Annotated in this window: 27 protein-coding genes; 11 read left to right on the top strand and 16 right to left on the bottom strand. The window is 42.6% G+C overall.

All coding sequences use genetic code 11. The features are described 5' to 3' along the window. The first annotated feature begins 18 nt into the window (after nucleotides 1-18). Nucleotides 19-831 (top strand): hypothetical protein, encoded by an 813-nt coding sequence (locus tag B6N13_RS07570; protein ID WP_211172804.1) that lies wholly within the window; start codon nucleotides 19-21, stop codon nucleotides 829-831. Here B6N13_RS07570 and B6N13_RS07565 read toward each other — a convergent pair. From B6N13_RS07565 to B6N13_RS07495, 16 genes are all read right to left on the bottom strand, one after another. Further along, on the bottom strand, nucleotides 766-1,446 hold the full coding sequence (locus B6N13_RS07565) for a nitroreductase family protein (RefSeq protein ID WP_169458996.1): 681 nt from the start codon (nucleotides 1,444-1,446) through the stop codon (nucleotides 766-768). The two genes, B6N13_RS07570 and B6N13_RS07565, sit on opposite strands and share 66 nt — an antisense overlap. Further along, nucleotides 1,424-2,029 (bottom strand): 7-cyano-7-deazaguanine synthase, encoded by a 606-nt coding sequence (locus tag B6N13_RS07560; protein WP_169458995.1) that lies wholly within the window; start codon nucleotides 2,027-2,029, stop codon nucleotides 1,424-1,426. Before B6N13_RS07560 ends, B6N13_RS07565 begins: the two co-directional genes overlap by 23 nt. Further along, nucleotides 2,026-3,237, bottom strand: coding sequence for a PfkB family carbohydrate kinase (locus tag B6N13_RS07555; RefSeq protein ID WP_169458994.1), 1,212 nt, complete (start codon nucleotides 3,235-3,237; stop codon nucleotides 2,026-2,028). The genes B6N13_RS07560 and B6N13_RS07555 overlap by 4 nt, the downstream gene beginning before the upstream one ends. Nucleotides 3,238-3,263: 26 nt before the next feature. Beyond that, on the bottom strand, nucleotides 3,264-3,581 hold the full coding sequence (locus B6N13_RS07550; protein ID WP_169458993.1) for a hypothetical protein: 318 nt from the start codon (nucleotides 3,579-3,581) through the stop codon (nucleotides 3,264-3,266). A gap of 108 nt (nucleotides 3,582-3,689) precedes the next feature. Beyond that, nucleotides 3,690-4,313, bottom strand: coding sequence for a recombinase family protein (locus B6N13_RS07545; RefSeq protein ID WP_169458992.1), 624 nt, complete (start codon nucleotides 4,311-4,313; stop codon nucleotides 3,690-3,692). 132 nt (nucleotides 4,314-4,445) lie between these two features. Further along, nucleotides 4,446-4,829 carry a hypothetical protein gene (locus tag B6N13_RS07540; RefSeq protein WP_049766862.1) on the bottom strand — a complete coding sequence of 128 codons (384 nt, stop codon included), beginning with the start codon at nucleotides 4,827-4,829 and terminating at the stop codon, nucleotides 4,446-4,448. Continuing rightward, entirely contained in the window at nucleotides 4,807-4,968 is a 162-nt protein-coding gene (locus tag B6N13_RS23180) for a hypothetical protein (protein WP_211172803.1), read from the bottom strand. Before B6N13_RS23180 ends, B6N13_RS07540 begins: the two co-directional genes overlap by 23 nt. Beyond that, nucleotides 4,955-5,386: a hypothetical protein gene (locus tag B6N13_RS07535; RefSeq protein WP_011920339.1), complete on the bottom strand. Its 432-nt coding sequence runs from the start codon at nucleotides 5,384-5,386 to the stop codon at nucleotides 4,955-4,957. The genes B6N13_RS23180 and B6N13_RS07535 overlap by 14 nt, the downstream gene beginning before the upstream one ends. After that, nucleotides 5,383-6,225, bottom strand: a complete 843-nt coding sequence (locus B6N13_RS07530) for a hypothetical protein (RefSeq protein WP_011920338.1) — start codon at nucleotides 6,223-6,225, stop codon at nucleotides 5,383-5,385. Before B6N13_RS07530 ends, B6N13_RS07535 begins: the two co-directional genes overlap by 4 nt. A gap of 357 nt (nucleotides 6,226-6,582) precedes the next feature. Continuing rightward, nucleotides 6,583-7,950, bottom strand: a complete 1,368-nt coding sequence (locus tag B6N13_RS07525; RefSeq protein ID WP_169458991.1) for a TrkH family potassium uptake protein — start codon at nucleotides 7,948-7,950, stop codon at nucleotides 6,583-6,585. Between the two features lies 1 nt (nucleotide 7,951). Then, entirely contained in the window at nucleotides 7,952-8,605 is a 654-nt protein-coding gene (locus tag B6N13_RS07520; RefSeq protein ID WP_012072140.1) for a TrkA family potassium uptake protein, read from the bottom strand. A gap of 55 nt (nucleotides 8,606-8,660) precedes the next feature. Beyond that, on the bottom strand, nucleotides 8,661-9,350 hold the full coding sequence (locus tag B6N13_RS07515; protein WP_169458990.1) for a response regulator transcription factor: 690 nt from the start codon (nucleotides 9,348-9,350) through the stop codon (nucleotides 8,661-8,663). Beyond that, nucleotides 9,347-10,417, bottom strand: coding sequence for an ATP-binding protein (locus B6N13_RS07510; protein WP_169458989.1), 1,071 nt, complete (start codon nucleotides 10,415-10,417; stop codon nucleotides 9,347-9,349). Before B6N13_RS07510 ends, B6N13_RS07515 begins: the two co-directional genes overlap by 4 nt. Nucleotides 10,418-10,608: 191 nt before the next feature. Further along, nucleotides 10,609-11,592, bottom strand: a complete 984-nt coding sequence (locus tag B6N13_RS07505; RefSeq protein WP_012072137.1) for an MDR family oxidoreductase — start codon at nucleotides 11,590-11,592, stop codon at nucleotides 10,609-10,611. Nucleotides 11,593-11,674: 82 nt separating this feature from the next. Further along, on the bottom strand, nucleotides 11,675-12,337 hold the full coding sequence (locus B6N13_RS07500) for a TetR/AcrR family transcriptional regulator (protein WP_012072136.1): 663 nt from the start codon (nucleotides 12,335-12,337) through the stop codon (nucleotides 11,675-11,677). A 91-nt stretch (nucleotides 12,338-12,428) separates the two neighbouring features. Then, on the bottom strand, nucleotides 12,429-13,307 hold the full coding sequence (locus B6N13_RS07495; protein ID WP_348981527.1) for an AraC family transcriptional regulator: 879 nt from the start codon (nucleotides 13,305-13,307) through the stop codon (nucleotides 12,429-12,431). 186 nt (nucleotides 13,308-13,493) lie between these two features. Between B6N13_RS07495 and B6N13_RS07490 the strand changes: the two genes are divergently transcribed. The 10 genes from B6N13_RS07490 (at nucleotide 13,494) to B6N13_RS07445 (ending at nucleotide 22,677) form a co-directional block, all read left to right on the top strand. Then, nucleotides 13,494-14,552, top strand: a complete 1,059-nt coding sequence (locus B6N13_RS07490; RefSeq protein WP_169458987.1) for an NAD(P)-dependent alcohol dehydrogenase — start codon at nucleotides 13,494-13,496, stop codon at nucleotides 14,550-14,552. A 988-nt stretch (nucleotides 14,553-15,540) separates the two neighbouring features. Next, nucleotides 15,541-17,430: a tRNA uridine-5-carboxymethylaminomethyl(34) synthesis enzyme MnmG gene (mnmG, locus tag B6N13_RS07485; RefSeq protein WP_012072133.1), complete on the top strand. Its 1,890-nt coding sequence runs from the start codon at nucleotides 15,541-15,543 to the stop codon at nucleotides 17,428-17,430. Nucleotides 17,431-17,481: 51 nt separating this feature from the next. Continuing rightward, nucleotides 17,482-18,108, top strand: coding sequence for a 16S rRNA (guanine(527)-N(7))-methyltransferase RsmG (gene rsmG / locus B6N13_RS07480; RefSeq protein ID WP_169458986.1), 627 nt, complete (start codon nucleotides 17,482-17,484; stop codon nucleotides 18,106-18,108). Nucleotides 18,109-18,111: 3 nt separating this feature from the next. Beyond that, nucleotides 18,112-18,879, top strand: a complete 768-nt coding sequence (locus B6N13_RS07475; protein WP_169458985.1) for a ParA family protein — start codon at nucleotides 18,112-18,114, stop codon at nucleotides 18,877-18,879. 45 nt (nucleotides 18,880-18,924) lie between these two features. Next, on the top strand, nucleotides 18,925-19,809 hold the full coding sequence (locus tag B6N13_RS07470) for a ParB/RepB/Spo0J family partition protein (RefSeq protein ID WP_012072130.1): 885 nt from the start codon (nucleotides 18,925-18,927) through the stop codon (nucleotides 19,807-19,809). A 164-nt stretch (nucleotides 19,810-19,973) separates the two neighbouring features. Continuing rightward, nucleotides 19,974-20,381 carry an ATP synthase subunit I gene (locus tag B6N13_RS07465; protein ID WP_048814172.1) on the top strand — a complete coding sequence of 136 codons (408 nt, stop codon included), beginning with the start codon at nucleotides 19,974-19,976 and terminating at the stop codon, nucleotides 20,379-20,381. A gap of 48 nt (nucleotides 20,382-20,429) precedes the next feature. Beyond that, nucleotides 20,430-21,278, top strand: coding sequence for a F0F1 ATP synthase subunit A (gene atpB, locus B6N13_RS07460; protein WP_012072128.1), 849 nt, complete (start codon nucleotides 20,430-20,432; stop codon nucleotides 21,276-21,278). A 65-nt stretch (nucleotides 21,279-21,343) separates the two neighbouring features. Further along, nucleotides 21,344-21,601 carry a F0F1 ATP synthase subunit C gene (gene atpE / locus B6N13_RS07455; RefSeq protein ID WP_012072127.1) on the top strand — a complete coding sequence of 86 codons (258 nt, stop codon included), beginning with the start codon at nucleotides 21,344-21,346 and terminating at the stop codon, nucleotides 21,599-21,601. A gap of 57 nt (nucleotides 21,602-21,658) precedes the next feature. Continuing rightward, nucleotides 21,659-22,129: a F0F1 ATP synthase subunit B gene (locus tag B6N13_RS07450; RefSeq protein ID WP_012072126.1), complete on the top strand. Its 471-nt coding sequence runs from the start codon at nucleotides 21,659-21,661 to the stop codon at nucleotides 22,127-22,129. 11 nt (nucleotides 22,130-22,140) lie between these two features. Beyond that, a complete protein-coding gene (locus tag B6N13_RS07445) occupies nucleotides 22,141-22,677 on the top strand; it encodes a F0F1 ATP synthase subunit delta (RefSeq protein ID WP_012072125.1) in 537 nt (178 codons plus the stop codon). Nucleotides 22,678-22,686: the final 9 nt, after the last annotated feature.

The raw sequence follows: 22,686 nt of genomic DNA, 5'->3' as shown, positions 1-22,686 counted from the left end.
CAACTAGGTGCTATCTTCATGGGCCAAGCGGTCTTTAACGTCGAGCTTCCCAAAGCTGATGACGAAGTTATTCCTGGTGTCCCTTGGGGATCAATGGAAGCATTCCCTACTCCAGCGTATTGGGCTTATCAAGTATATGCTCGCCGCCTCACAGGTGATCGCATTAACTACAAACTAGGAGCAACTTTAAAAGAAGAAGTTGGAGCCTGTTTGTTGGGCGGACATGGTATACCAGCAGCGGTTGGCCTCGCGGCCTTTCACCATATAAAAGATTGCGGAGCTTTCGGAGATACGCCACCGCCAGAAGATACATTACTTGAGTGGCTAAAACAGCCTTTGGAAATTGAAGGTCGTCACATAAGGTACCGGTTTGCTAAGCAGAAAGCTCACTATCTAAGTGCGGCTCTTAATAAGCTATCCGAAGAATTGCCCCCACTTCATACAGGCAAGGCTCTTCGTGACTGGTTACTTGATATTCCGGGTATAGGATACAAAACAGCTTCATGGATTGCACGTAATTGGTTAGACGCTGATGATGTTGCTATCCTCGACATACATATTCTTCGGGCAGGATTGCTAGGTAAATTCTTCGAGAGCAACTTGACGGTTGAACGTCACTATTTGAGGCTTGAAGAGCAATTTATTCGCTTCAGTAAAGGGCTGGGGGTCAGAGCATCCGAGCTCGATGCACTGATGTGGCTGGAGATGATGTCGTCTCCAACCACTGTTCATAACATAATAGGGGGCGGACGTAATACGTCAGAATCAATCTCCCAACGGCGAACCAAGAAGCGCGAGTCCAACTCCAGCCAACTTTCCCTTCTCGGCTAAATTGCTAGCCCACGGCTCACCAGTTATGCCCAGAGGACAGAAGTTAAGTCCCTGGGCAGCAGCTACAAAAGCCATTACAGCAAGTAAAGCACCTGCATCTCGCCAAATGAGACTGCAACCATCTTGGTACTTACCTAAAGTTTTGCCTGTTTCAGCCAAAAATAATATACGAGTCGCATTATTGCCTTCCAAAACAGACAAGCTGTGTTCATAAAGGGGACTAAGTTTGCTTTGTACGTTTTTGAGTTCAGCCATTTCGTGTGTTTTGGGTTGATACAACCACCAACGACCATCCCCGGGCCTTTTTATGACGATATGTATCGGATGAATGGCTCCGGCTGAAGGAGAAGCTCGATGCTCCAAATCAAAACCTAGTTCTGAGACAGCAATAGCTCGAGTTCTACAAGCGTTCCACAGAAATGTCCCTAGTTGTTTATCATCTAAAGTACCAAATTCACGTTGTGATATACGTGCGTTTAGTACTTTGCTGAATGGCCAATCAAGCTCCTCTGATAATGCTGGGAGTGTGAATATCTCTCCTACATCCCATTGGATTAACTCATACCTTTCAGGATGTTGTCTTGGAACAGGTTTACCCAAGTCGATCCAAGTCATATCCTACCTCATGAAATACCTCCATGTATTTATTACAGCCACGACAATCACCGCAAGCTACATTAGACTTATGGCAACTATGAGCCCATGCAAGAAGTTCAGCAGGAATGCCTGATTTGCGAACTAATTCTACTGTAGAAAGCTCGATTGCAGGCGCCTCTACCACCATTCCGCCTTCTTGTATGGATAGTAATTGGCTTACTGCAGACATAAACTCTGGAGTTCCATCCTTATGGAGGCTATCTGACCTTACAGTACCTAACCAAAGATGAGTAACACCGAATGAAATAGCTTTCATTGCAGCTAACGTAACTAACATCTGATTTCTATAAGGCCACCAGTCTGAAGCGGGGGCTAAGTGCTCCGCTTTGCTACCCGCCATGTCACCCGAGCCTAGTTGCCGACAGTCAATCTCAATAACATGATGAGGAATTTGTAGTCGTTGACATATGATGCTTGAAGCTTGAATTTCAGCTTGTGCAGCTAGCTGACCATAATTCAACGTGAAAGCCATATCAGGGCGTTTCCACCAAGCAAGTGTCAGAGAGTCCATACCGCCAGAAAGTAAAAGTCCTGTTTTCATAAAATAATGGCTTCCCAAACAGTTTGATAAATTGCACTTACATAATCATCGGTGATCAAACAGTTGGAGCCTTCCATCATTTTTTTGTCCTGCTCCGATTCATTCTCCGCATAGCAAATAACTGGCTTACCAAGAGCTCGTGCGTAACCAATTTCATAGATCGTGCCGGAATCAAGTCCATCGGTAATTGCAAAAAGAACATCACAATTGCGTATACCATCAATATCTTTCTCTACCACATCTTCAGCAGCACCAAGACCAACATCATGGTATGGGGAAAATACTTTCAGCCCCATAGCCATCAGGTCTCTGCGAGACTGTCCGACCATCCACAGCTCGGCAAGGGTGAAAAACGGACCTGCTAGGTATACATTGGGTATAAAACCATCTCGAAAACGGGCAGAAGGTTGTAGTGGATTTGGCTTAAATTTGTTGAGTAATGCTTGGTCTGGAAAACCTTGATGTTCACAATAGAAGGCAGTTGCTAGCGATGCCAATGCAGCAGCATCATGAGCAGAAAGACCGTTTCCCATCCACCCTAAAGCGAAGTGGGCGGCAAATGTATCCCCAGAGCCAATTTTCCAAACTCGCTGTGTCCGATAAGCTGGCACAGTAGTAATATCCCCCTTATCGTATATTAGAGCCCCAAGTGGGCCCATTTTGATAACTACAACCTCTGCGTTTTCTTGCTTAGCTAACTGGGTTGCAAGCTCATTTGGGGGTATAAAGCTACAATTTGAAATAAGCAAGTTAGCCTCATGACGGTTTAGTACCAGAGCGAAGTGTTTGGCACTAGATCCATTGGCCTTAAAGGATTCTGGATTATCAGCATTCTGTGGATCAAAGACTGCGTACTCGGCATCCACTACTGCCGTTCCATCTATCATTCCGAATCGAAGAACTTTCTCGGCTCGAACTTGCAAATTTGATTGGATATGTTTTTTACGATGGATAATAGGAGTTGATAGTCCATGAATGTATTCAAAGGTAACACTTGAATCTGCAATAGATGGCTTAAACTTAAACCCTTCAGCAGAAGCACGAGCTTCGATAACAACTTGGGTGTCCTCATCCACACTAGCCTGCAGCTCAACTTGCCCGCCAAAACGGGCAATAGCCGTGGCAGCCCTGCCTGCCGAACCATAAACATCATCCCATACTGGGCGCATGCATCTCTCTCGGTAGACGCCTCCAACGACAGTGATCATTTAACCTCCTTGTTTAAATATGGACTTTAGACGTGGTAGACCCGAAGACGAACTTGGCCACCACTCAGTGCCAACACCTTTGCCTGAAACTGTTCACCTTGATTCATGCAATTACGCAGCTGCGCTAGATGTGGATCGACAATACCTCCTGCCTCATTTCCATGCCAGAGAGCAACAACAACCTGTACACTACTGGGCTGAAAAACAACATCGAGAATATCATCAACATTTAATTCTTCTATCACCAGCGCTTTGGGTGAAGCAAGCTGGGTGACAAATTGGAGAGCCTCACATGAAGTGGTGGGAGAGGAAGGACCGAAGTAGCTACCGCCAGAACCAGACATTTGCATTTCCTTTTGCGACTCAATTACATATGTATATACATTTATATCACAGCATAAATATTAATCACCATGTAAAAATACAAATATCTAATCCTGTTAACTAGCTTTTTATGTCACGCTTCTCTGCTGTTTTGCCACGCAAGAAATCAAATGTCTTGAACAACCAAGCATATCCTGGATAGCGCTGTAGCTATGGCCAGTCTTCAATAGGCTAGCTATGTGCTGATGCCGTTTGAGATCAGGTTGACGCCCATTATATTTACCATCGGATTTAGCCTTTGCGATCCCCTGTGATTGACGACGTCGCCGGTCATCATAATCTTTGCGGGCAACGGCAGCGAGCATGTCCAACATCATGGCATTCACCGCCTGTAAAATAGCACCGGTAAAGTCAGTTTCGCTATGTTGTTGCAAAGCCAGCCAACTGGTTGGCAGTTCCGGTGAAACAATGGCTAGGCGTTTGCTGGCCAATTTTTGTTTCAACGTATCCCAATCACTTTGTTTAAGCCGCGCCAGGCGGTCGATTTGTTCAACTAGCACAATGTCACCCTCGCCTGACTCGGCAATCAAACGCATCAACTCAGGCCTGTGCAACGTGGCCCCAGAAACATTCTCGATATAAAAAGCGGCGATTCGCTGGCCATGCTGAGCAGCAAACTGAATGAGTGATTCGCGTGCCCGTTCAGCATTTTGTTCTTTGGTTGATGCACGAAGGTAAGCTCGAATGAACATCTAGGTCTCCACAGTCTGTTATAAGTCGTGCTTTATCTCTGGTCTGGTTTAGGTGGTTCTGTTGGTAGTAAAACCAGTCTGATGGCTAGTTCCGTTGATGTGTACTCAAAAGGAACCAGCTAAGTGCCAAAATCAGTCATCAAACCCAATATGGTTTCTATAGTCGTAATCAAAACTATCCATAAAAACGGAACTATCTGGTTTCATTCGTTTATGACGACTTGGTATTGGGTAGGTTTTATTTAACTTCATCATATTTCTGACAAACGCAACGAATAGATAGCCAGCCCAAAGTGCCAAGGACATTTGCCAACACAAATAAGTGAGCGCACACCAAAAAGGAACGGCTAACCACCATCTGCGTTGGATAAATGCGAAAGCTTTAAAGCACCAAATGACCAATGGCAAACCTGCGAGCAAGAATCCCCATCCAGAGTCTTGAGCTAGCATCAATCCCAGCAGCAAAACACCAAGCAACACTATATTTACTAAATCATTTTTGAGATTTTGACTCATGTTTCCCCTCCAACTCTTCGGTTTGAGGTTTGTCTTGGCCTGACAATTTCTGATTGGCGCTATAGCTGTAAAGACACCAGAAGGTGACCAAACTAAAAAATAGGAATATCCCAAGCATTCCCCAGTCAAATGCAGTCATAACGACCTCCGCTCACTCGAATATCCATTCCCTGTAAACTGAATAACTTGGAAAACATAGAATCAGTCATTTCATCGAGTTCAGATAATTCGAATTCAGGGACTATAAGAGGCATGCCAAAATACTGAAGGTTACGATAGGATGATGGCTCAAAAATACCGTGCGGATAGCTGTCTAATGTGTTGAAAGTCTGATTCAGTCTGAGATCAACAATCCAACCGCCAGGAAGCTCAATCCAACTATGTGGATAGACTAATTCTCCCGTGCTCTTGCATTTGACACATCCCACTCTAGGTTGATGAAACACCGAATCTCTCGTCAGTAGATGACTGATCAGGTAGGTAATAATTATGGGGTCCGTTTGGAGTTCATCCATCGCCAGAACAATATTGTCTAGATCCTGATATTCACTATTCATAAAGCAGGCTCCTTAAACAACAGTTGTTTTCCTTGTTCATACAGCACTGGATATGGGAGAGATTGGCCGTCCTGAACCACAAGGTTAGGTGGGTAATAGATCACCATCCACGATGGCAATGCAGCACTGACGGCTCTATAAAACTCATCAACTGGAAAGTCTTGTTGGCCTGACTGGCGGAAAACAAAGCGAGAATAGTTCTTCGAGTGATTGGCGACGATGTTATAGCTTTCGGACTCACCACCTTTAATATAGAGCGGGCTCTTCCAGAGATAAGGAGTCGTAATGTTGTAAGCAACCACACATTGACCAATACCGCATCCATGCTCAGCGCTTTCAACAGACCAAAGAATCATGGGATGGCCATCAATTTCCGGTGTTTCTACATTACTCAGTTTAGTGACATTCAACGCCATATCATCGGCCACATGCTGGATAGCCTGGTCGACAAGATGCACGTATTTCTCATAAGCCTGAGATTCTGAAGTAGCAGCAGATGCGGGCATCCATCCCATTAGACTTGGTCTAGCCGAGGGATTGTCTGGTGTCATCATTATATCGGTAGCGTTAAACGCGAACGTCTGCGTACCAGAAAGACGCCTAAGCGGATCATCAAATGAAGTCGTTAGCCTGGCGAGATCAAGCAATGGAACCAACATACCCTTGCTATAAGAGTGGACACCATCGTGGGAATCTCTCAAATCCAAATCGTAGATGCCTCCGGCTCGCGCTAGATTTAAAGCCCGAGATTCATCTTGAGCATAATGACGGGGTCCAGTTACGCAACCAGACAAGGACACACATAAAGCGATTAATGATAAAGATGGGTATTTTTTCATGATTACCTCCTGCTTTATAAAGATTCGCATGGAGGTAGTAAAATGCAAGCTGTTTTGATAAATAATTATTAAAAATCAATAGTTTGTACTGACAATACAAACTTCAAAATGGGTAACAATAGCAGTTTATATTCTTTTCCCACTTTCCCAGATATCCCACTTTAAAAATGTTGATAATCCCCTAGAATAGATACTTCCATGACAAAACCCGACAAATGAGTTGCACTCCACATGTGCGCCAATATTCTTCTAACAATTTGAATAGTTTTACATTTTTAGTTTCTGTATCGGAAAGTGATAAACAAGTAAAAAGCATTCGAGCTCTAAACCATAAGGTTTAATGCTCGAAAAAGCCTCTTAACCCACGGTCATTTTGACTTTCGGGTAGCGGACTTTTTTGCTTCTTGGGCTAGCGAGGAAGTAGGCGAGCGTCAGCGGTCCAAGTCGGCCGATAAACATCAAGAAGATGATGATGCCTTCCCCAGTGTTACTCAATGATCCGGTTAAGCCACGAGAAAGGCCAACTGTGCCCAATGCCGATACAGCTTCGAACACCACATCGATCATTTGTGCGTGTTTTTCACTCACCAATAATACGAATATAGCCAACCAAGTGACACCGATAGAAATCATACTCAAGGCCAGAGCTTTGCTGATTACTTCCTTAGGAATTTCGCGCTTAAACACGTTTACTTCTTCATCACGGCGTAGATAAGCGTAAGTTGCTAAAACCAGCAACATAAAAGTCACCACCTTGATGCCACTGGCGGTACTCAAGGACCCACCACCGATGAACATCAGTACTAACATCAACGATGTCGTGGCGTCTCTTAGTTCTTCAATGGCAAGAGTGTTAAAACCCGCCGTGCGCGGTGTAACCGCTTGAAACCAAGACGCCAGCCATTTGCCTGTTTCGCTCAATGGACCAAGAGTATTGGGATTGCTGTATTCAATAAAATAGATGGCAAGCAAGGCAACAAGGTTAATGATAATGGTGCCGGTAATCATCATTTTACTGTAGGGCGAAAGCCGCGCCCAGCGGCGATTTTTCATCAGATCAATCCATACGGAAAAACCCAAACCACCAATGATGAACAAGCCGCTGATGGTAAAATTCACAATAGGGTCAGCCACGTAGGGCATTAAGCTAGCTGAGGAGAGCGCAAATCCAGCGTTATTAAAGGCACTGATAGTGTAGAAGAAACCATGGAATAAACTGGTTTTCCAACCCAAGGTTTCACTCCAATGTATCGCGAGAATGAGTATGCCGATGACTTCTACGATCAAGGAAAACAATAACACAGACTTAGCGGTAGAAACGATGGTGGAGGCGTCTGTTTGATTAAATGCTTCAATGGCTACCGTGCGCTGTAAAAAGCCAATACGACCGCCCAGCGCGACGAGAGTAACAATAGCAAAGGTCATTAAACCAAGACCGCCACATTGAATCAAAATCGCAATCACAACTTGCCCAAACGTAGTAAAAGCTGTGCCTGTGTCTTCTACCACTAAGCCCGTCACAGTGACCGCAGACGTTGCGGTAAAAACACTGTGTAACCAAGAAATCGGTTGTGTGGTGGCAATCGGTAATTTAAGCAGCAAGGTACCGATAATAATCAACAATAAGAAACCACCACATAAAATCAAAGGTGGCGCCGCCATGATTTTTTTCGCCGCTTTTGGATGACGCTCGATAACGGTAACAGCAGGATCCCAATTCACCATATCAAGCCAACCTTGGTGCGATATGTTTTAGTTCACTGCGAGGACCACACAGCAACAAGATATCTTTCTCTTTTAGGACAAAGGTTTTGTCTAACTGCAAAAATGTCTCTTGCTCACGTTTAACCATCACCGCATCGACTTTTCCCTTTGCTGGGTCTAAAACATCACCAAGAGGACGTCCGTCTAGCTGTGGTTTGATGTGAATCTCCACCACGTACAAGCCATGGCCTATAGACAAATAATCGTTCACCATCGGGTAATTCAGTGCTTGCGCTACTCGCACGCCCATTTCTTCTTCTGGATGAATGATACGTGCCACGCCTAGTTTAGAGACAATGGTATGATGTGCGCGGCTACTGGCTTTGACCCAGATTTCTTTTACGCCGAGCTTTTTCAGTGCCAAGATGCACAACAGGCTGGATTCCATGTCTTCACCAATGGCCACCAGCACAGCATCACTGTTAATTAGGTCGAGCTCTTTTAACGCATTTTCATCGGTGGAGTCACAAATCATTACTTGAGTGAAGTCATCAACGTACTTTTCCGCAATTTTTGCGTCTCGATCTACACCGGTTACCGTATGACCTAAATAAATCAGCTCCATGCTTGCTGCAACACCAAAACGCCCTAAACCAATCACTGTAAAATGCGCCATATTGATTACCTTTTATTTATGCCTTTTAAGAGCCTATAAAAAAAATTTTGCTAGGTTAACGATCGGATAACAACCGATAACCCAGACCAGGTTCCGTTTTGATAACACGCTGATCATTGGCATTATCATTGAGTTTCTTACGCAACTGGCTAACTAAAATCCGTAAATAATGCGAGTCCCGGGTATGAGTCACGCCCCAAATTTTGACCAGTAACTCTTCTTGCATCACCAGCTTGTCTGGCGTGGTCATCAGCATGCGTAAAAAGGCGAATTCCTTCTTAGTTAGCGCCAAAGGGGAACCTTGCAACCAAGCCTGATTGCTGCTGATTTCCAACTTAATATCTTGGGTTTCTAGGACATCTACCGGTGAGTGGGTATTCACTAAATCCCGTAACAAGACTTTCACTCGAACAATTAATTCTCGAATGCCGAAGGGTTTGCTCAGGTAATCATTCGCGCCCGCTTCAAGCAGGCGAATCTTTTCATCTTCTTCATCCCGAGCAGTCAGAATCAAAATAGGTGTGTTGCTGGTGGCTCGCACATAGTTGACCAAATCCATGCCGTCGCCGTCAGGTAAGCCTAGATCCAATACCAACAAATGCGGTGAATCTTGTTCAATCACGTGCTTTGCAGCGGCGATGGATTCCGCACCAAGGTACTCAAAACCTTCTGCTGCTAATGAAATTCGAATGAAGGTATGGATTTGAGGCTCGTCGTCAACCACCAAGATTTTATAAGAGGTCATGATAAGCTACCTTTTCCGTTAATTGAGGTCTCAAAGCACGCAGGAAGGCAGATACGAATTAGACAGCCTTGCTCGACAGGAACGGATTGAATAGAACCATGGTGAGCCACAATAATGCCTTTTGATACCGCCAAACCTAAACCTGTGCCGCTGTCATTTCGCTTGAAAGAGTCGACTGAATAAAACAACTCAAAGACAGTATCAGAGTGGATTGAACTAATACCAACCCCTTGATCTCGTACATCAATAACCACCTGAGAGTGCTTGTTATCTGTGTCTAATGTCTTTATTGAAATGGTGACAGTTTTGTCTATTGGTGAATATCGTAAGGCATTATCAATGACGTTAAAAATTGCCTGCTGAATAAGCGAAGCACTCACTAAAACCAGCGGCAGCTTATCGTCTATTTGCAGAATTAAACGGGATTTTTGCTGACTAAAACGATCCATAACATGATGTATAATGGCAACGGCAGATTGCTCAGACATTTTTGGGACAACCACGCCATGGTGCAGTTTTGTTGCTTGCAGTAAATTCTCGATGTATTGATGAAGACGATGACTTTCAATAGTGGCGCTGTCTAGCAACTCTTGCTTTTCCTGCTCAGAGAGCTTAGCCATGTATTCTTTTAAGGTGCTCAAAGTACCAATAATGGTCGCTAACGGAGTGCGTAAATCATGAGAAACCGACAATAAAATACTGTTACGCAGCTGCTCTTGTTTTAATTGGTTTTGCTGATGTTGATATAACTCTGCCAGCTTACTGGTGATTACCGCCACCAGCAGAAATACCAGTAAATTCACCATGTCATCGCCATTAAACATCTCGAACGAATAACGCGGCACAGTAAAAAGGAAGTTGAAGCAAAGCGCTTCAAACAGCGCCACGCCATACACCCATCGGGAACGACAGGATAAAGCGACTACCACCACCGCCAGCTGCAAAATCAGCAAAACGGCAATATTGGAACCAAGCCAAATATCCAATCCATAGCTGATCAGCAAAGCCGTGCTAACAGCAAGCACGGCTAAATAGTGAGAAGGGATTGTTGGTGTTTTCATTTTCATGGTGTCGCTTGTCAACGCCTTTAAATAAAGAAGAGTACAAGCAAGACTGTAGCAAAGGGCAGAGGTATTGGCGCGTAAAAAAACCGTAACGTTTTCATTAGGCCATCACCTCAACTACCCGATCAAACGATCTAATTGGGTAGTTGAGGTGATATTCTCTAGTACTAGTCAATAAAGCAGAAATATAGTTATTAAGCTTTTATATTTACTAATACCCGACCACGGACCTTTCCATCGAGTAATTTATAGGCCGTTTCTACCACGTCTTCCAAACCAATTTCTTCACTGATGCTGTCAAAGTCTTCTGGTTGCAGTAATTCGCTTAGTCGTTGCCACGCTTCAAGACGGTCCGCAATTGGGCGCATGACGCTGTCGATACCGATTAATTTAATACCCCGCAAAATAAAGGGCGCTACAGAAGCAGGGAAGTCCATTCCTTGGGCCAAACCACAAGCTGTCACCACACCGCCATATTTTGTACTTGCACAAGCATTGGCTAGAGTGTGACTACCGACACAATCAACCACAGCAGCCCAGCGCTCTTTTTGCAAAGGCTTGCCTGGCTCAGATAGGGTATTTCGATCAATGATGTCGCTTGCTCCAAGACTCTTCAGATAATCGCTTTCTTCCATACGTCCTGTCGAAGCAACCACATGATAACCAAGACGATTAAGTAGACGAATCGCAAAACTGCCTACACCACCGTTTGCACCCGTCACTAAAACTTCGCCAGAGTCAGGCGTAACACCTTGTTTTTCAAGAGCAAGTACGGACAACATGGCGGTATATCCAGCTGTACCTACTGCCATAGAGTGCTTAGCATCTATACCTTTTGGAAGAGGGATTAACCAGTCACTTTTCAAGCGCGCTTTCTCAGCCAAACCACCCCAATGGTTTTCACCCACACCAAAGCCATTCAGTACAACCAAATCGCCTTCTGAAAAGCGATCAGAATCGCTTTGTAAAACTTTACCGACCAAATCTATCCCTGGCACCATGGGAAAAGAGCGCACCACAGGAGACTTTCCTGTGATGGCTAGACCGTCTTTATAATTCAAGGTGCTGTAATGCACTTCGACGAGCACATCTCCTTCCGGTAACTGGTCATCGTTTAAATCAACCACTGATGCGATGCTTTTTTTCTCTTCTTGGGTAATCAATACACCTTTAAACATATGTCCTCCAATTTTAGACCGATCGTCTAGTAACAGTTAAATAAAAATACGAGCACATCATGCGAATAAATCGCTCTCGTAATTAATGTGTTTTTACTTGAATCGCTTGGATGAAAAATTTCATAAACAAGCTTAATGGCTGCGTGCTTTTTACCAATCTAGCTCGATGCACTGCACCTTCCCACCCAATCCAAAATGCTTGGGAGGCTTCTTCAATGCCGTCATGTAGATGAATCTCACCTAATTTTTGACTTTCCAATAAACACGCTGCAACACGTGTTTGCCAACTTTGATAAGTCCGTTGTAATTGCTCCCGAAAAACGTCTGGCAATAAACTAGACTCTTGCTCCAAATTTCCTACCAAACAGCCGCGTTTAAACTCATGATGGACAATGCCTTCTTGGGCGTCATGAGCAAAACGCTGCAGTCTTTCTAGCGGAGAAAAACTGTCATCGAGTAAAAAACAGTCAAGTTTTGCTTCAAAATAACGGCGGTAACGCTCTAAAACGGCTAAACCAAAGGCTTCTTTACTGGTGAAGTAGTGATAAAAAGAGCCTTTAGGTACGCCAACCGATTTTAAAATGGGATCTATACCACTGAGGGTAAAACCAGACTCCGTCAACATCAGCATGCCAGCACGCAATAAGGCCTCTTTGGTGTCCAAAGAATCATTTGGTTGTTTTTTAGGACGCCCACGACGAGGTTTTATAGGCTGATTTAGAGAAGTAGTAGTTTCTGATTGCAATGTCTAATACCTAAGCAATGAATTCGTGCTTATTAATTTAGACCACTCGTCTATTAAATTCAAGAAAGTTAAATTCAAGAACTTAAAAGTCTTATATAACGGTATCTTCTCTTAACTTATCTTTTGTCGGCGGTGCGCCGAAGTAGCGTTTATAATCTCGACTAAATTGATGCACACTTTTATAACCAACTTCTAAAGAAATCTGACTGACATTCAGATGACCTTGGTTTAACAGCATTTGTGCTTTTAAAAGACGTAAACGCTTCAAATACTGCAGAGGAGAAGACCCAGCGATATTTTTAAAATGATGGTGAAAACTAGAAACACTCATGTTGGCGTCTTCAGCAAGTTGTTCAACACGAACTTCTTGATCCAACTGCAGATGTAACTGCTTAAGAGAATTCACAATCAATGAAAAGCGCCCTTGGTTTAACACTAAGGCGCGTAAAGCATCACCTTGTGGGCTTTGCAGCGCTTCAAAAATGACCTCTCTAACCCGACTTTGTCCCATGATTTTTGCGGTATACGGATCATGTAGTGCTTTAATTAGGCGAGAAACAGATTCGACCATCTCATCACTCATTGGGACAGATGACATAGGAAAATAAGATATAGATTGATTTAACTTCTCTTCAGAAGGTGCAGAAACTAACTCAGATAATAGCACTGGGTCGATATCTATAGAGACACCTAAAAGCGGTTCTTGTTGACTTGCAAAAGTTTCACATTCGAAAGGTAGAGGTAAGGTTTGAACCAAGTAGTGGCCAGAATTGTAGTGAATTTCACGATCACCTAAATAACCAATCTTTTGTCCCTGAACAATAATCGTCAATCCTGGTCGATAGATAAGTGGCATTCTAGGTAATGATTTTGCGCACTTCATTAGACGAACATTAGCAATCAAGGTATCGCAGAAGCCATCTTCACTCACTAGAGGTTTGATCAAATCTACTAAATTTTTATTACTCACCTTTGATCCATCCACCTATAAAAATCAATGAAGTTATTATGCATACAAGATTGTGTAGGAAAAGTTAAGTTTCACTAATTTGGAGAAATAGGCAAAACAATAGCAAGAATGCACAACACAAAATAAAGGCTTTTAATCTACACTAGGTGTCAAGTATTTCATATTCAAACACTGGAGTAACAATTTATGAGCCAAGCAAAATCCTATGCTGCGCTGTCTGCAACAACCCCTTTAGAACCTTTTTCATTTGAACGCCGCGCCCTTCGTGAAGACGATGTAAATATAGATATTCTTTACTGTGGTGTATGCCATTCAGATATTCATACTGCAGAAAGTGATTGGGGACCGAGTAATTACCCAATCGTTCCTGGTCATGAAATTATAGGCAAAGTCACGGAAGTCGGCAGTAAAGTCTCTAAATATAAAGTGGGTGATATTGTCGGGGTGGGTTGCATGGTCGACTCTTGCCAACATTGTTCCCATTGTGCCGCAGACTTAGAGCAATATTGTGATAATGGCCCAGTTGGAACTTATGGTGCTTACGATTTAATCGACAGTACCTTAACCTACGGCGGTTATTCTGATCATATCCTTGTAAGAGAGAAATTTGTTCTATCGATTCCGGAAACATTGGAATTAAGCAAAGCAGCTCCTCTATTATGTGCAGGTATCACTACGTACTCTCCACTTCGCCATCACAATATCAAAGCGGGCGACAAAGTAGGCGTGTTGGGTATGGGCGGCTTGGGTCATATGGGGGTGAAATTCGCCAAAGCCTTTGGCGCGGAAGTGACTATCTTCACTCGCTCAGAAAGCAAAATAGCCGAAGCCAAAAAGCAAGGCGCAGATCATGTCATTGTGTCGACAGATGAAGAACAGATGAAAGCCGCTTCCATGACCTTCGACTATCTATTAGACACCATCCCTGTTCAACATGATTTGAACCCTTACCTTGGCTGCTTAAAAGTCGATGGTACACACATTTTAGTTGGTCTTATCGAACCAATGGAGCCTGCTGTTCATGCGGCTAATTTAGTCTTAAAACGTCGCATCCTTACTGGCTCTTTGATCGGAGGTATCGCTGAAACACAAGAAATGCTGGATTTCTGTGCTGAACACAATATTGAATGTGACGCAGAGATGATTAAAATCCAAGACATTAATCAAGCTTACCAACGAATGAAAAAAGGCGATGTGAAATACCGCTTCATCATTGATATGAAAAGCTTAAAAGAAGAAGCTTAATCGAGCTTTATAGCTTTTTTGTTGTCTTCAAATAGATTAATAGTTAAAAAGCGCCTTGGGCGCTTTTTTTGCTCTATTTCTATAGTTATCTATCAATTCTAATCACATAGCCGATTTCTACAGTCCATTTTCCCGCCATCATTACTCGGGTTAGCTTTATAACCCCGTATATTAAAAGCACTGCTAAAAGCGGCCATGGCTGCACGAACGCACAGTTCATTCAATTTGAAAAACACTATCCGCTTGGATGCCAATATCGCTTTAGGTGATTGAATCCAAGCCGCTCGCTCAATCATAGCAATCCTCAACTTTGTCGTTTATCTGATAAAAATTACCACAACAGCAAAGTAGTTACTCACAGGTGGATATTTTTTAATTGTCTTTCTTTCTCCACAATGACTCACACACCAGCAAAAAGCAGGGGCTAGCGTAATTATTCACATTGGTGAAATAGAAAAAATGCGCCTAAATGGAATTTTTTTATTTATTTACTTGTGGATTAAATTCTTTAAAAAAAAGCAGAATTTTGTGTTGAAAATCAAAAAATTCCTTTTTAAACAATATCTTAATGTATTAACAAGCTCAAAAAACGTCTGTTGATAAGTATGGTAATAGGTTGATAAGAAGTTTTGCACAGTTTTTAACAACTTAGGCCAAAAAAATCGACTCTGTATAAGTAGCTATTTTATACACAGGTTCAGGTTATCCACATCACAAGATAACCAGCCCTGTCTTAACAAGATGTTATCTACATAAATATATAATAAATAAAGTTTTTTTATCCTTATACACAGATATTTACTTGCTATATAAACATAACAAACATAAAAGAACTTATATACTTACTTAAATATATTAATATTGATGACCGGGATAAGTGGTTTTCGATCTCTTTCTTTTTGGAAATTTGCCTATATACTAAGCGGCCTCAATCGATGGTTGATCGTTTTTTATTCATTTTCTATTTATTAGTAATACCGAGGTTCCTGTGGATTTCCCAAGTCGCTTTGATGTGATTGTGGTTGGTGGCGGACATGCCGGTACTGAAGCGGCTTTAGCTGCAGCACGTATGGGCGTTAAAACTTTGTTACTTTCCCACAACATTGAAACTTTAGGACAAATGTCCTGTAACCCTGCCATTGGTGGTATTGGGAAGTCCCATCTTGTAAAAGAAATTGATGCTTTAGATGGTGCTATGGCATTAGCAACGGATCAAGCTGGTATTCAATTTCGAACTTTGAATTCTCGAAAAGGCCCTGCTGTTCGGGCCACTCGTGCTCAAGCAGACCGTATATTATATAAAGCGGCTATTCGTCATAAACTAGAAAACCAAGAAAATCTTTGGCTTTTCCAACAATCAGCAGAAGATCTTATTGTTGAAAATGGTGCCGCTCGTGGTGTTATTACTCAAACGGGTATACGTTTTAATAGTAAAACGGTTGTTCTAACCGCTGGTACTTTTTTAGGTGGTGTGATCCACATTGGATTAGAGAACCACTCGGGTGGCCGTGCTGGTGATCCGCCGTCTATTGGCCTAGCGCAAAAGTTACGTGCTTTGCCATTTCGTGTAGATCGTTTAAAAACAGGAACACCACCTCGAATTGATGCTCGCTCTGTCGATTTCTCACAAATGCAGGCGCAACCAGGTGATGACATTGATCCGGTAATGTCCTACATGGGTAACCGTGCAATGCACCCACGCCAAATCGAATGCTTTATCACTCATACTAATGAGCGAACTCATGACATTATTCGTGCTGGTATGGATAGATCACCAATGTACACAGGTGTTATTGAAGGTGTTGGTCCTCGCTACTGTCCTTCAATAGAAGATAAAATCGTACGTTTCGCCGATAAAAACTCTCACCAAATTTTTATCGAGCCAGAAGGTTTAACTACTCACGAACTATACCCAAATGGAATTTCGACCTCTTTGCCTTTTGATGTGCAAATTGAGTTAGTTCGTTCGATGAAAGGTATGGAAAACGCCCATATTATTCGACCTGGCTATGCCATTGAATATGATTATTTTAATCCGCAAGATTTGAAATATTCTTTAGAAACCAAACACATGCCTGGTTTGTTCTTTGCGGGACAAATCAATGGTACAACAGGCTATGAAGAAGCAGGCGCTCAAGGTTTGCTTGCCGGATTAAACGCAGCTTTACTTGCGCAAGAAAAAGACGCTTGGACACCTCGTCGTGATGAAGCTTATTTAGGCGTATTGGTAGATGATCTAATCAGTATGGGAACAAAAGAACCATACCGTATGTTTACCAGCCGTGCTGAATACCGTTTGATTTTACGTGAAGACAATGCGGATATGCGTTTGACAGAAAAAGGCCGTGAACTTGGCTTGGTTTCTGATGAGCGTTGGGCTGCCTTCTGTAAAAAACGCGAAGCGATTGAATTAGAAACACAGCGTCTTAGATCCAGTTGGATTGTGCCAAATACGCCAGAAGCAGATAGCATTAATCCAAAACTAGAAACGCCGATTACTCATGAGTACAGTTTATTAGATTTGCTTAAACGTCCGAATATTGTTTATTCCGATATTGCGAATTTAAAAAACGGTCTTGATGAGCCTGTCGATGAGCAAGTTTCTGAACAAGTGCAGATCGCCGTAAAATACGCTGGATATATTTCTCGTCAAGCAGAAGATATCGAACGTCTGCGTCGTCAGGAAAATACCGAATTGCCTGACGATCTGGATTATTCAAAAATGGAAGGTCTGTCAAATGAGATCAAGCAAAAGCTAACTCAATTACGTCCTGCTACGCTTGCTGCAGCATCTCGAATCCAAGGTGTAACGCCTGCTGCGGTATCCTTACTATTAATTCACTTGAAAAAACGTGCGATTGCACGCAAAAGTGCCTAGAATCATCAGCCGATAACCCCTAATTGCTATCTTTATAGAAATGGATCGACTGTGACACACTTTGACACTATTCAAAAAGGCGCCCAACAAATGGGCGCTGCTTTATCTGATGAAACGATTCAGACTCTTGTAAAATACCTAGCCATGCTAGAAAAGTGGAACAAAGCTTATAACCTGACTGCTATTCGTGATGTTGAGCAAATGATCTCTTTGCACTTATTAGACAGTTTAGCGACTTTACCTTATATCACTGGGGACAATATTATAGATGTTGGTACAGGACCTGGCTTACCTGGTATGGTGCTTGCTATATGTTACCCTGAAAAACGTTTCACTTTACTCGACAGTAACGGTAAGAAAACTCGATTTTTGACGCAAGTTAAAATGGAGTTGGGCATTCATAACGCCACAGTGGCAAACGAACGGGTTGAAAAACATAGTCACCAAGGGGAATATGATCACGTCATTTCTCGAGCTTTTGCATCTTTACAAGATATGATTAATTGGACTTTACCTCTTCCCAAAGATACCGGTAATTTTCTAGCCATGAAAGGGGTTTACCCTAGTGAAGAAATAGCGGCGCTACCAAAAGAGGTTGGTTTAGTATCTGTAGAGCCTCTTAATGTGCCAAATGTTCAAGCGGAGCGTCACATGGTAGTGATGACGCGTAAAGGATAAATCATGGCAAGAATCATCGCAGTTACCAACCAAAAAGGTGGTGTGGGCAAAACCACCACCTGTGTCAATTTAGCGGCATCGCTGGCGGCAATGAAGCGCCGAGTATTATTAATTGATTTAGATCCGCAAGGTAATGCAACCACTGGAAGTGGCTTTACTAAAGAAGAATTAGACACTAGCGTTTACGACGTATTGATTGGTTCTCATGGCGTAAAAGAAGTCATGAAAAAAAGCATGCCTGGAGATTACTGGGTATTGCCTGCAAATGGTGATTTGACTGGTGCAGAGGTAGTTTTACTTGATTTACCGAGTAAAGAAACCCGTCTGCGAGCTGGCCTATACGAAGTTGAAAATGACTTCGATTACATCTTACTAGACTGTCCTCCTGCATTGAATATGCTGACGGTAAATGCTTTAGCTGCTTCTCAAGGTGTATTGATTCCAGTGCAGTGTGAATATTATGCGTTAGAAGGGTTAACAGCGTTATTACAAACGATCAATCGTATTACTCAAGCGTTAAATCCATCTCTAGAGGTCGAAGGTATTTTACGAACCATGTATGATCCTCGTCCAAGTTTAACGCATGATGTATCTAGCCAACTTCATAAGCATTTTGGCAATAAAGTCTACGATACTGTTATTCCAAGAAATATTCGATTAGCAGAGTCTCCAAGTTATGGATTGCCTGTTTTGCATTATGAGAAACAATCACGTGGAGCAATCGCTTATCTCGCATTAGCGGGTGAGTTTATTCGAAAATCTGTTGCATAATTACTGTTTTATAAGCGTAGTTTAATACCAATTAGGGTTAATGAAATGACGATGAAAAAAAGAGGTCTAGGTCGTGGCTTAGATGCATTATTAGCACCACAATCAACGCCAACCAATGAGGCTGAAAGTGGCTCTAATAGTGAACAAATAAAAGGCCTGACTTATTTACCGGTAGAATGGCTTTCTAAAGGTAAATTCCAACCTCGTCGTGACATGAACCCTGCGCAATTAGAAGATTTAGCTTCTTCAATTCGTACCCAAGGTATTATGCAGCCTATCGTTGTGCGACCAAGTGGTCACAATCAATATGAAATTATTGCGGGTGAACGCCGTTGGCGAGCAGCCAAATTGGCCGATTTAAAGCAGGTTCCTGTCATTGTTCGTCATGTTGAAGATGCGGATGCCGTGGTTCTAGCTTTGATTGAGAATATTCAACGTGAAGACCTAAACCCAGTAGAAGAAGCATTGGCATTACAGCGTTTAGTTGAAGATTTTCACCTTACCCAACAAGAAGTTGCCGATACTGTTGGTAAATCTCGTTCAACTGTCGCGAATTTATTACGTTTGTTAGGATTGACGCCTGAAGTTCGTCGTTTGTTAGAACATGGCGATATTGAAATGGGTCATGCGCGAGCTTTATTGCCTTTAGAGCATGACAAGCAAATTCAAGCAGCGTCACAAGTTGTCACTAAATCTTTGTCTGTCCGTGAAACGGAAAGATTAGTGAAAAACTTCCAAGTTATTGAAAAAAATGAAGATAGCAAACCTACCCTGCCAGATTTAAGTGCAGAAGCAGAGCGCATTAGTCAAAAAATTAATGCGGCGGTAAAAATACAACCTTCAGCCAAAGGAAAAGGTAAGTTGGTTATTGAGTATCGTAACCCAGAACACCTAGAACTCTTGATCAGCGAATTGCTTGCGGGGAAATGAAGCAATTCGTGACAAGTGCTTTTTTCTATCTAGACAAGATGCCTTGAAAGTGATCGTGTGTATCGGTTTAAGTTGAACAAGGCAGCTATTACCCCTATAATGCCTCGAATTTTGTAAATCATCACATTGATTGCACTTTTATAGTGCGGAAAGAGAGTTGGGTAATGGAGACAAAAAAGCCACTAAGCGCGAGTGCAATTATTAGCGCTAAAAAGAAGGCTATATTTCGTTTCCTTTTATTGCAATTTTTACTCACTTTTTTAGTTTCTTTGGGAATTTTTTACATTGCTGGTTGTCTGTATGGGTACTCGTTTATATTGGGTGCTTTAACTAGCATATTACCGAGTGTTTATATGGCTTGGAGAATCTTTGGTTACAAAGGTACTCGTCCAGCAAAAGATGTCGTTAGATCATTCTATCGAGGAGAAGCCGGTAAATTAGCTATGACAGTGGTTTTATTGTCGCTGGTTTTTCTTTTGATAAAACCATTAGCTGCAGGGGCTTTCTTTGCAGGTTTTGGCGGTGCAATTTTGAGTCATTGGCTCAGTCCTATCGTGCTAAGAAATACCTAGCATGGTAGGCGATAGGATTTTAATCATTGAGAGAGCGTGGATATAAGTATGGGTATTGAAAGTCCAACAGCTTCTTCATATATAAAGCATCACCTTCAGAATTTGACCTACGGTCAACATCCTGATGGAACATGGGGTCTTGCCCATGATGCTAAAGAAGCAGCAGATATGGGATTCTGGGCAATTCATGTAGACACTATGGCGATTTCGATTGCTTTGGGTTTCTTGTTTTTATGGTTGTTCCGTAAGGCCGCAAAGAAAATTTCAGCAGATACACCGTCAGGTCTACAAAATTTTGTAGAACTTATGGTTGAATTTGTTGATGGCAGTGTGAAAGAAACCTTTCATGGTAAGAGTAAGGTCATTGCGCCTCTAGCTCTAACTATCTTTGTTTGGGTTTTCTTGATGAACTTCATGGATTTGATCCCTGTAGACTTCTTGCCAGCCACTGCACAATGGATTGGTGTTACCTTATTTGGTGCTGATCCTCATCATGTGTATTTCAAATTTGTTCCAACAACAGATATTAATGCCACACTAGGCATGTCACTGTCTGTTTTTGTTTTGATTGTTTTCTACAGCATCAAAGTAAAAGGCATAAGTGGTTTTGTTGGTGAACTGACGTTACAGCCATTTGGCAAATGGATGATCCCTTTCAACTTATTGCTTGAAGGTGTTGGTCTACTTGCGAAACCTGTTTCATTAGCATTGCGATTGTTCGGTAACTTATATGCTGGTGAATTGATCTTTATTTTGATCGCTATATTGCCTTGGGGCGTTCAATGGGCGCTATCCGTGCCATGGGCGATCTTCCATATTTTGATCATCGTGCTTCAAGCCTTCATCTTTATGATGTTGACTATCGTCTACTTGAGTATGGCGCACGAAAATCACTAAAAGTGTGTTCTTTAAAGTAATATTTTTTAAACCTTATCTAAAACTGTGAAAATGTAGGAGTTAAAATGGAAACTGTAGTTGGTCTTACTGCGATCGCTGTAGCCCTTCTAATCGGTCTAGGTGCCCTAGGTACTGCGATTGGTTTTGGTATCTTGGGTGGAAAATTCTTGGAAGGCGCTGCGCGTCAACCAGAAATGGTTCCAATGCTGCAAGTTAAAATGTTCATCGTAGCGGGTCTTCTAGACGCTGTAACAATGATCGGTGTAGGTATCGCATTGTTCTTCACTTTTGCGAATCCTTTTGTTGCTTTGGTCGCTGGTTAATATTCTGCAAAACGTTGCGGAAATAATTTTTAAACGACTAAAAGCGAGGATATTAGCGTGAACTTAAATCTCACACTTCTAGGCCAAGCTATCTCGTTTGCTATTTTTGTCTGGTTCTGCATGAAATATGTGTGGCCACCAGTTATTGCTGCGCTCGAAGAGCGTAGCAAAAAAATTGCAGACGGTTTGGAAGCAGCGAACCGTGCTTCACGTGACCTTGAGTTGGCACAAGAACAAGCCTCTCAAATCTTACGTGAAAGCAAAGAGAACGCGGCCGAGATTATTGAACAAGCCAACAAACGTGCGAACCAAATGGTCGACGAGGCAAAAGAGCAGGTGATTGCCGATGGCAAGCGTCTGCGCGAAGCAGCTCAAGCAGAGATCGAACAAGACGTAATGCGTGCTAAAGAAGCATTGCGTGCACAAGTGTCCGTTCTTGCATTTGCTGGTGCCGAGAAGATCTTGGGAGCCACCATTGACGAAAAAGCACATAGCGAGATCGTTGAACAGCTCGCCAAAGAGCTTTAAGCGAGGGTCTAATGGCTGAATTAAAAACAGTCGCGCGACCGTACGCGAAAGCGGTTTTTGAAGTTGCTAGAGAGCAAGGTCACATTGTTGAGTGGGCTGATATGTTAAACGTATTAGCTTCTGTAACAGTTGAGCCAAAGCTTAAAAAAGCACTTGGAAATCCTGCTTTTAGTGCGGAAGAGAAGGCAAACGCTCTAGCGGACGTTTGTGCAGAAGTAACAACAGAACAAGGCAAAGCATTTTTGCTAGCTCTTGCTGTGAATAAGCGTTTATCGCTTCTTCCGGCTATTTCTGAGTTATTTTTACAGTTCAAACTGAATTTCGAAAAAGCCGTAAATGTTCAATTTACGTCTGCATTTGAATTAACAGCAGAACAAACACAAGCATTAGCCGCTTCATTGGCGAAAAAGTTGGACCGTACTGTCAACTTAACCAGTGAAACAGACGCAAGCCTAATTGGTGGCGTGGTTATTCGTACAGGTGACTTAATCATCGACGGTTCAGTGCGCGGTAAATTAGCGAAACTGGCCGAGGCGATAAACTCCTAGTGTTTCGTT

Source organism: Marinomonas sp. UCMA 3892, assembly GCF_012726345.1.
In the GTDB taxonomy this organism is placed as follows: Bacteria; Pseudomonadota; Gammaproteobacteria; order Pseudomonadales; family Marinomonadaceae; genus Marinomonas.
Note: the sequence above shows the minus strand (reverse complement) of the source record. Positions and strands in the feature narration are given on the sequence as shown.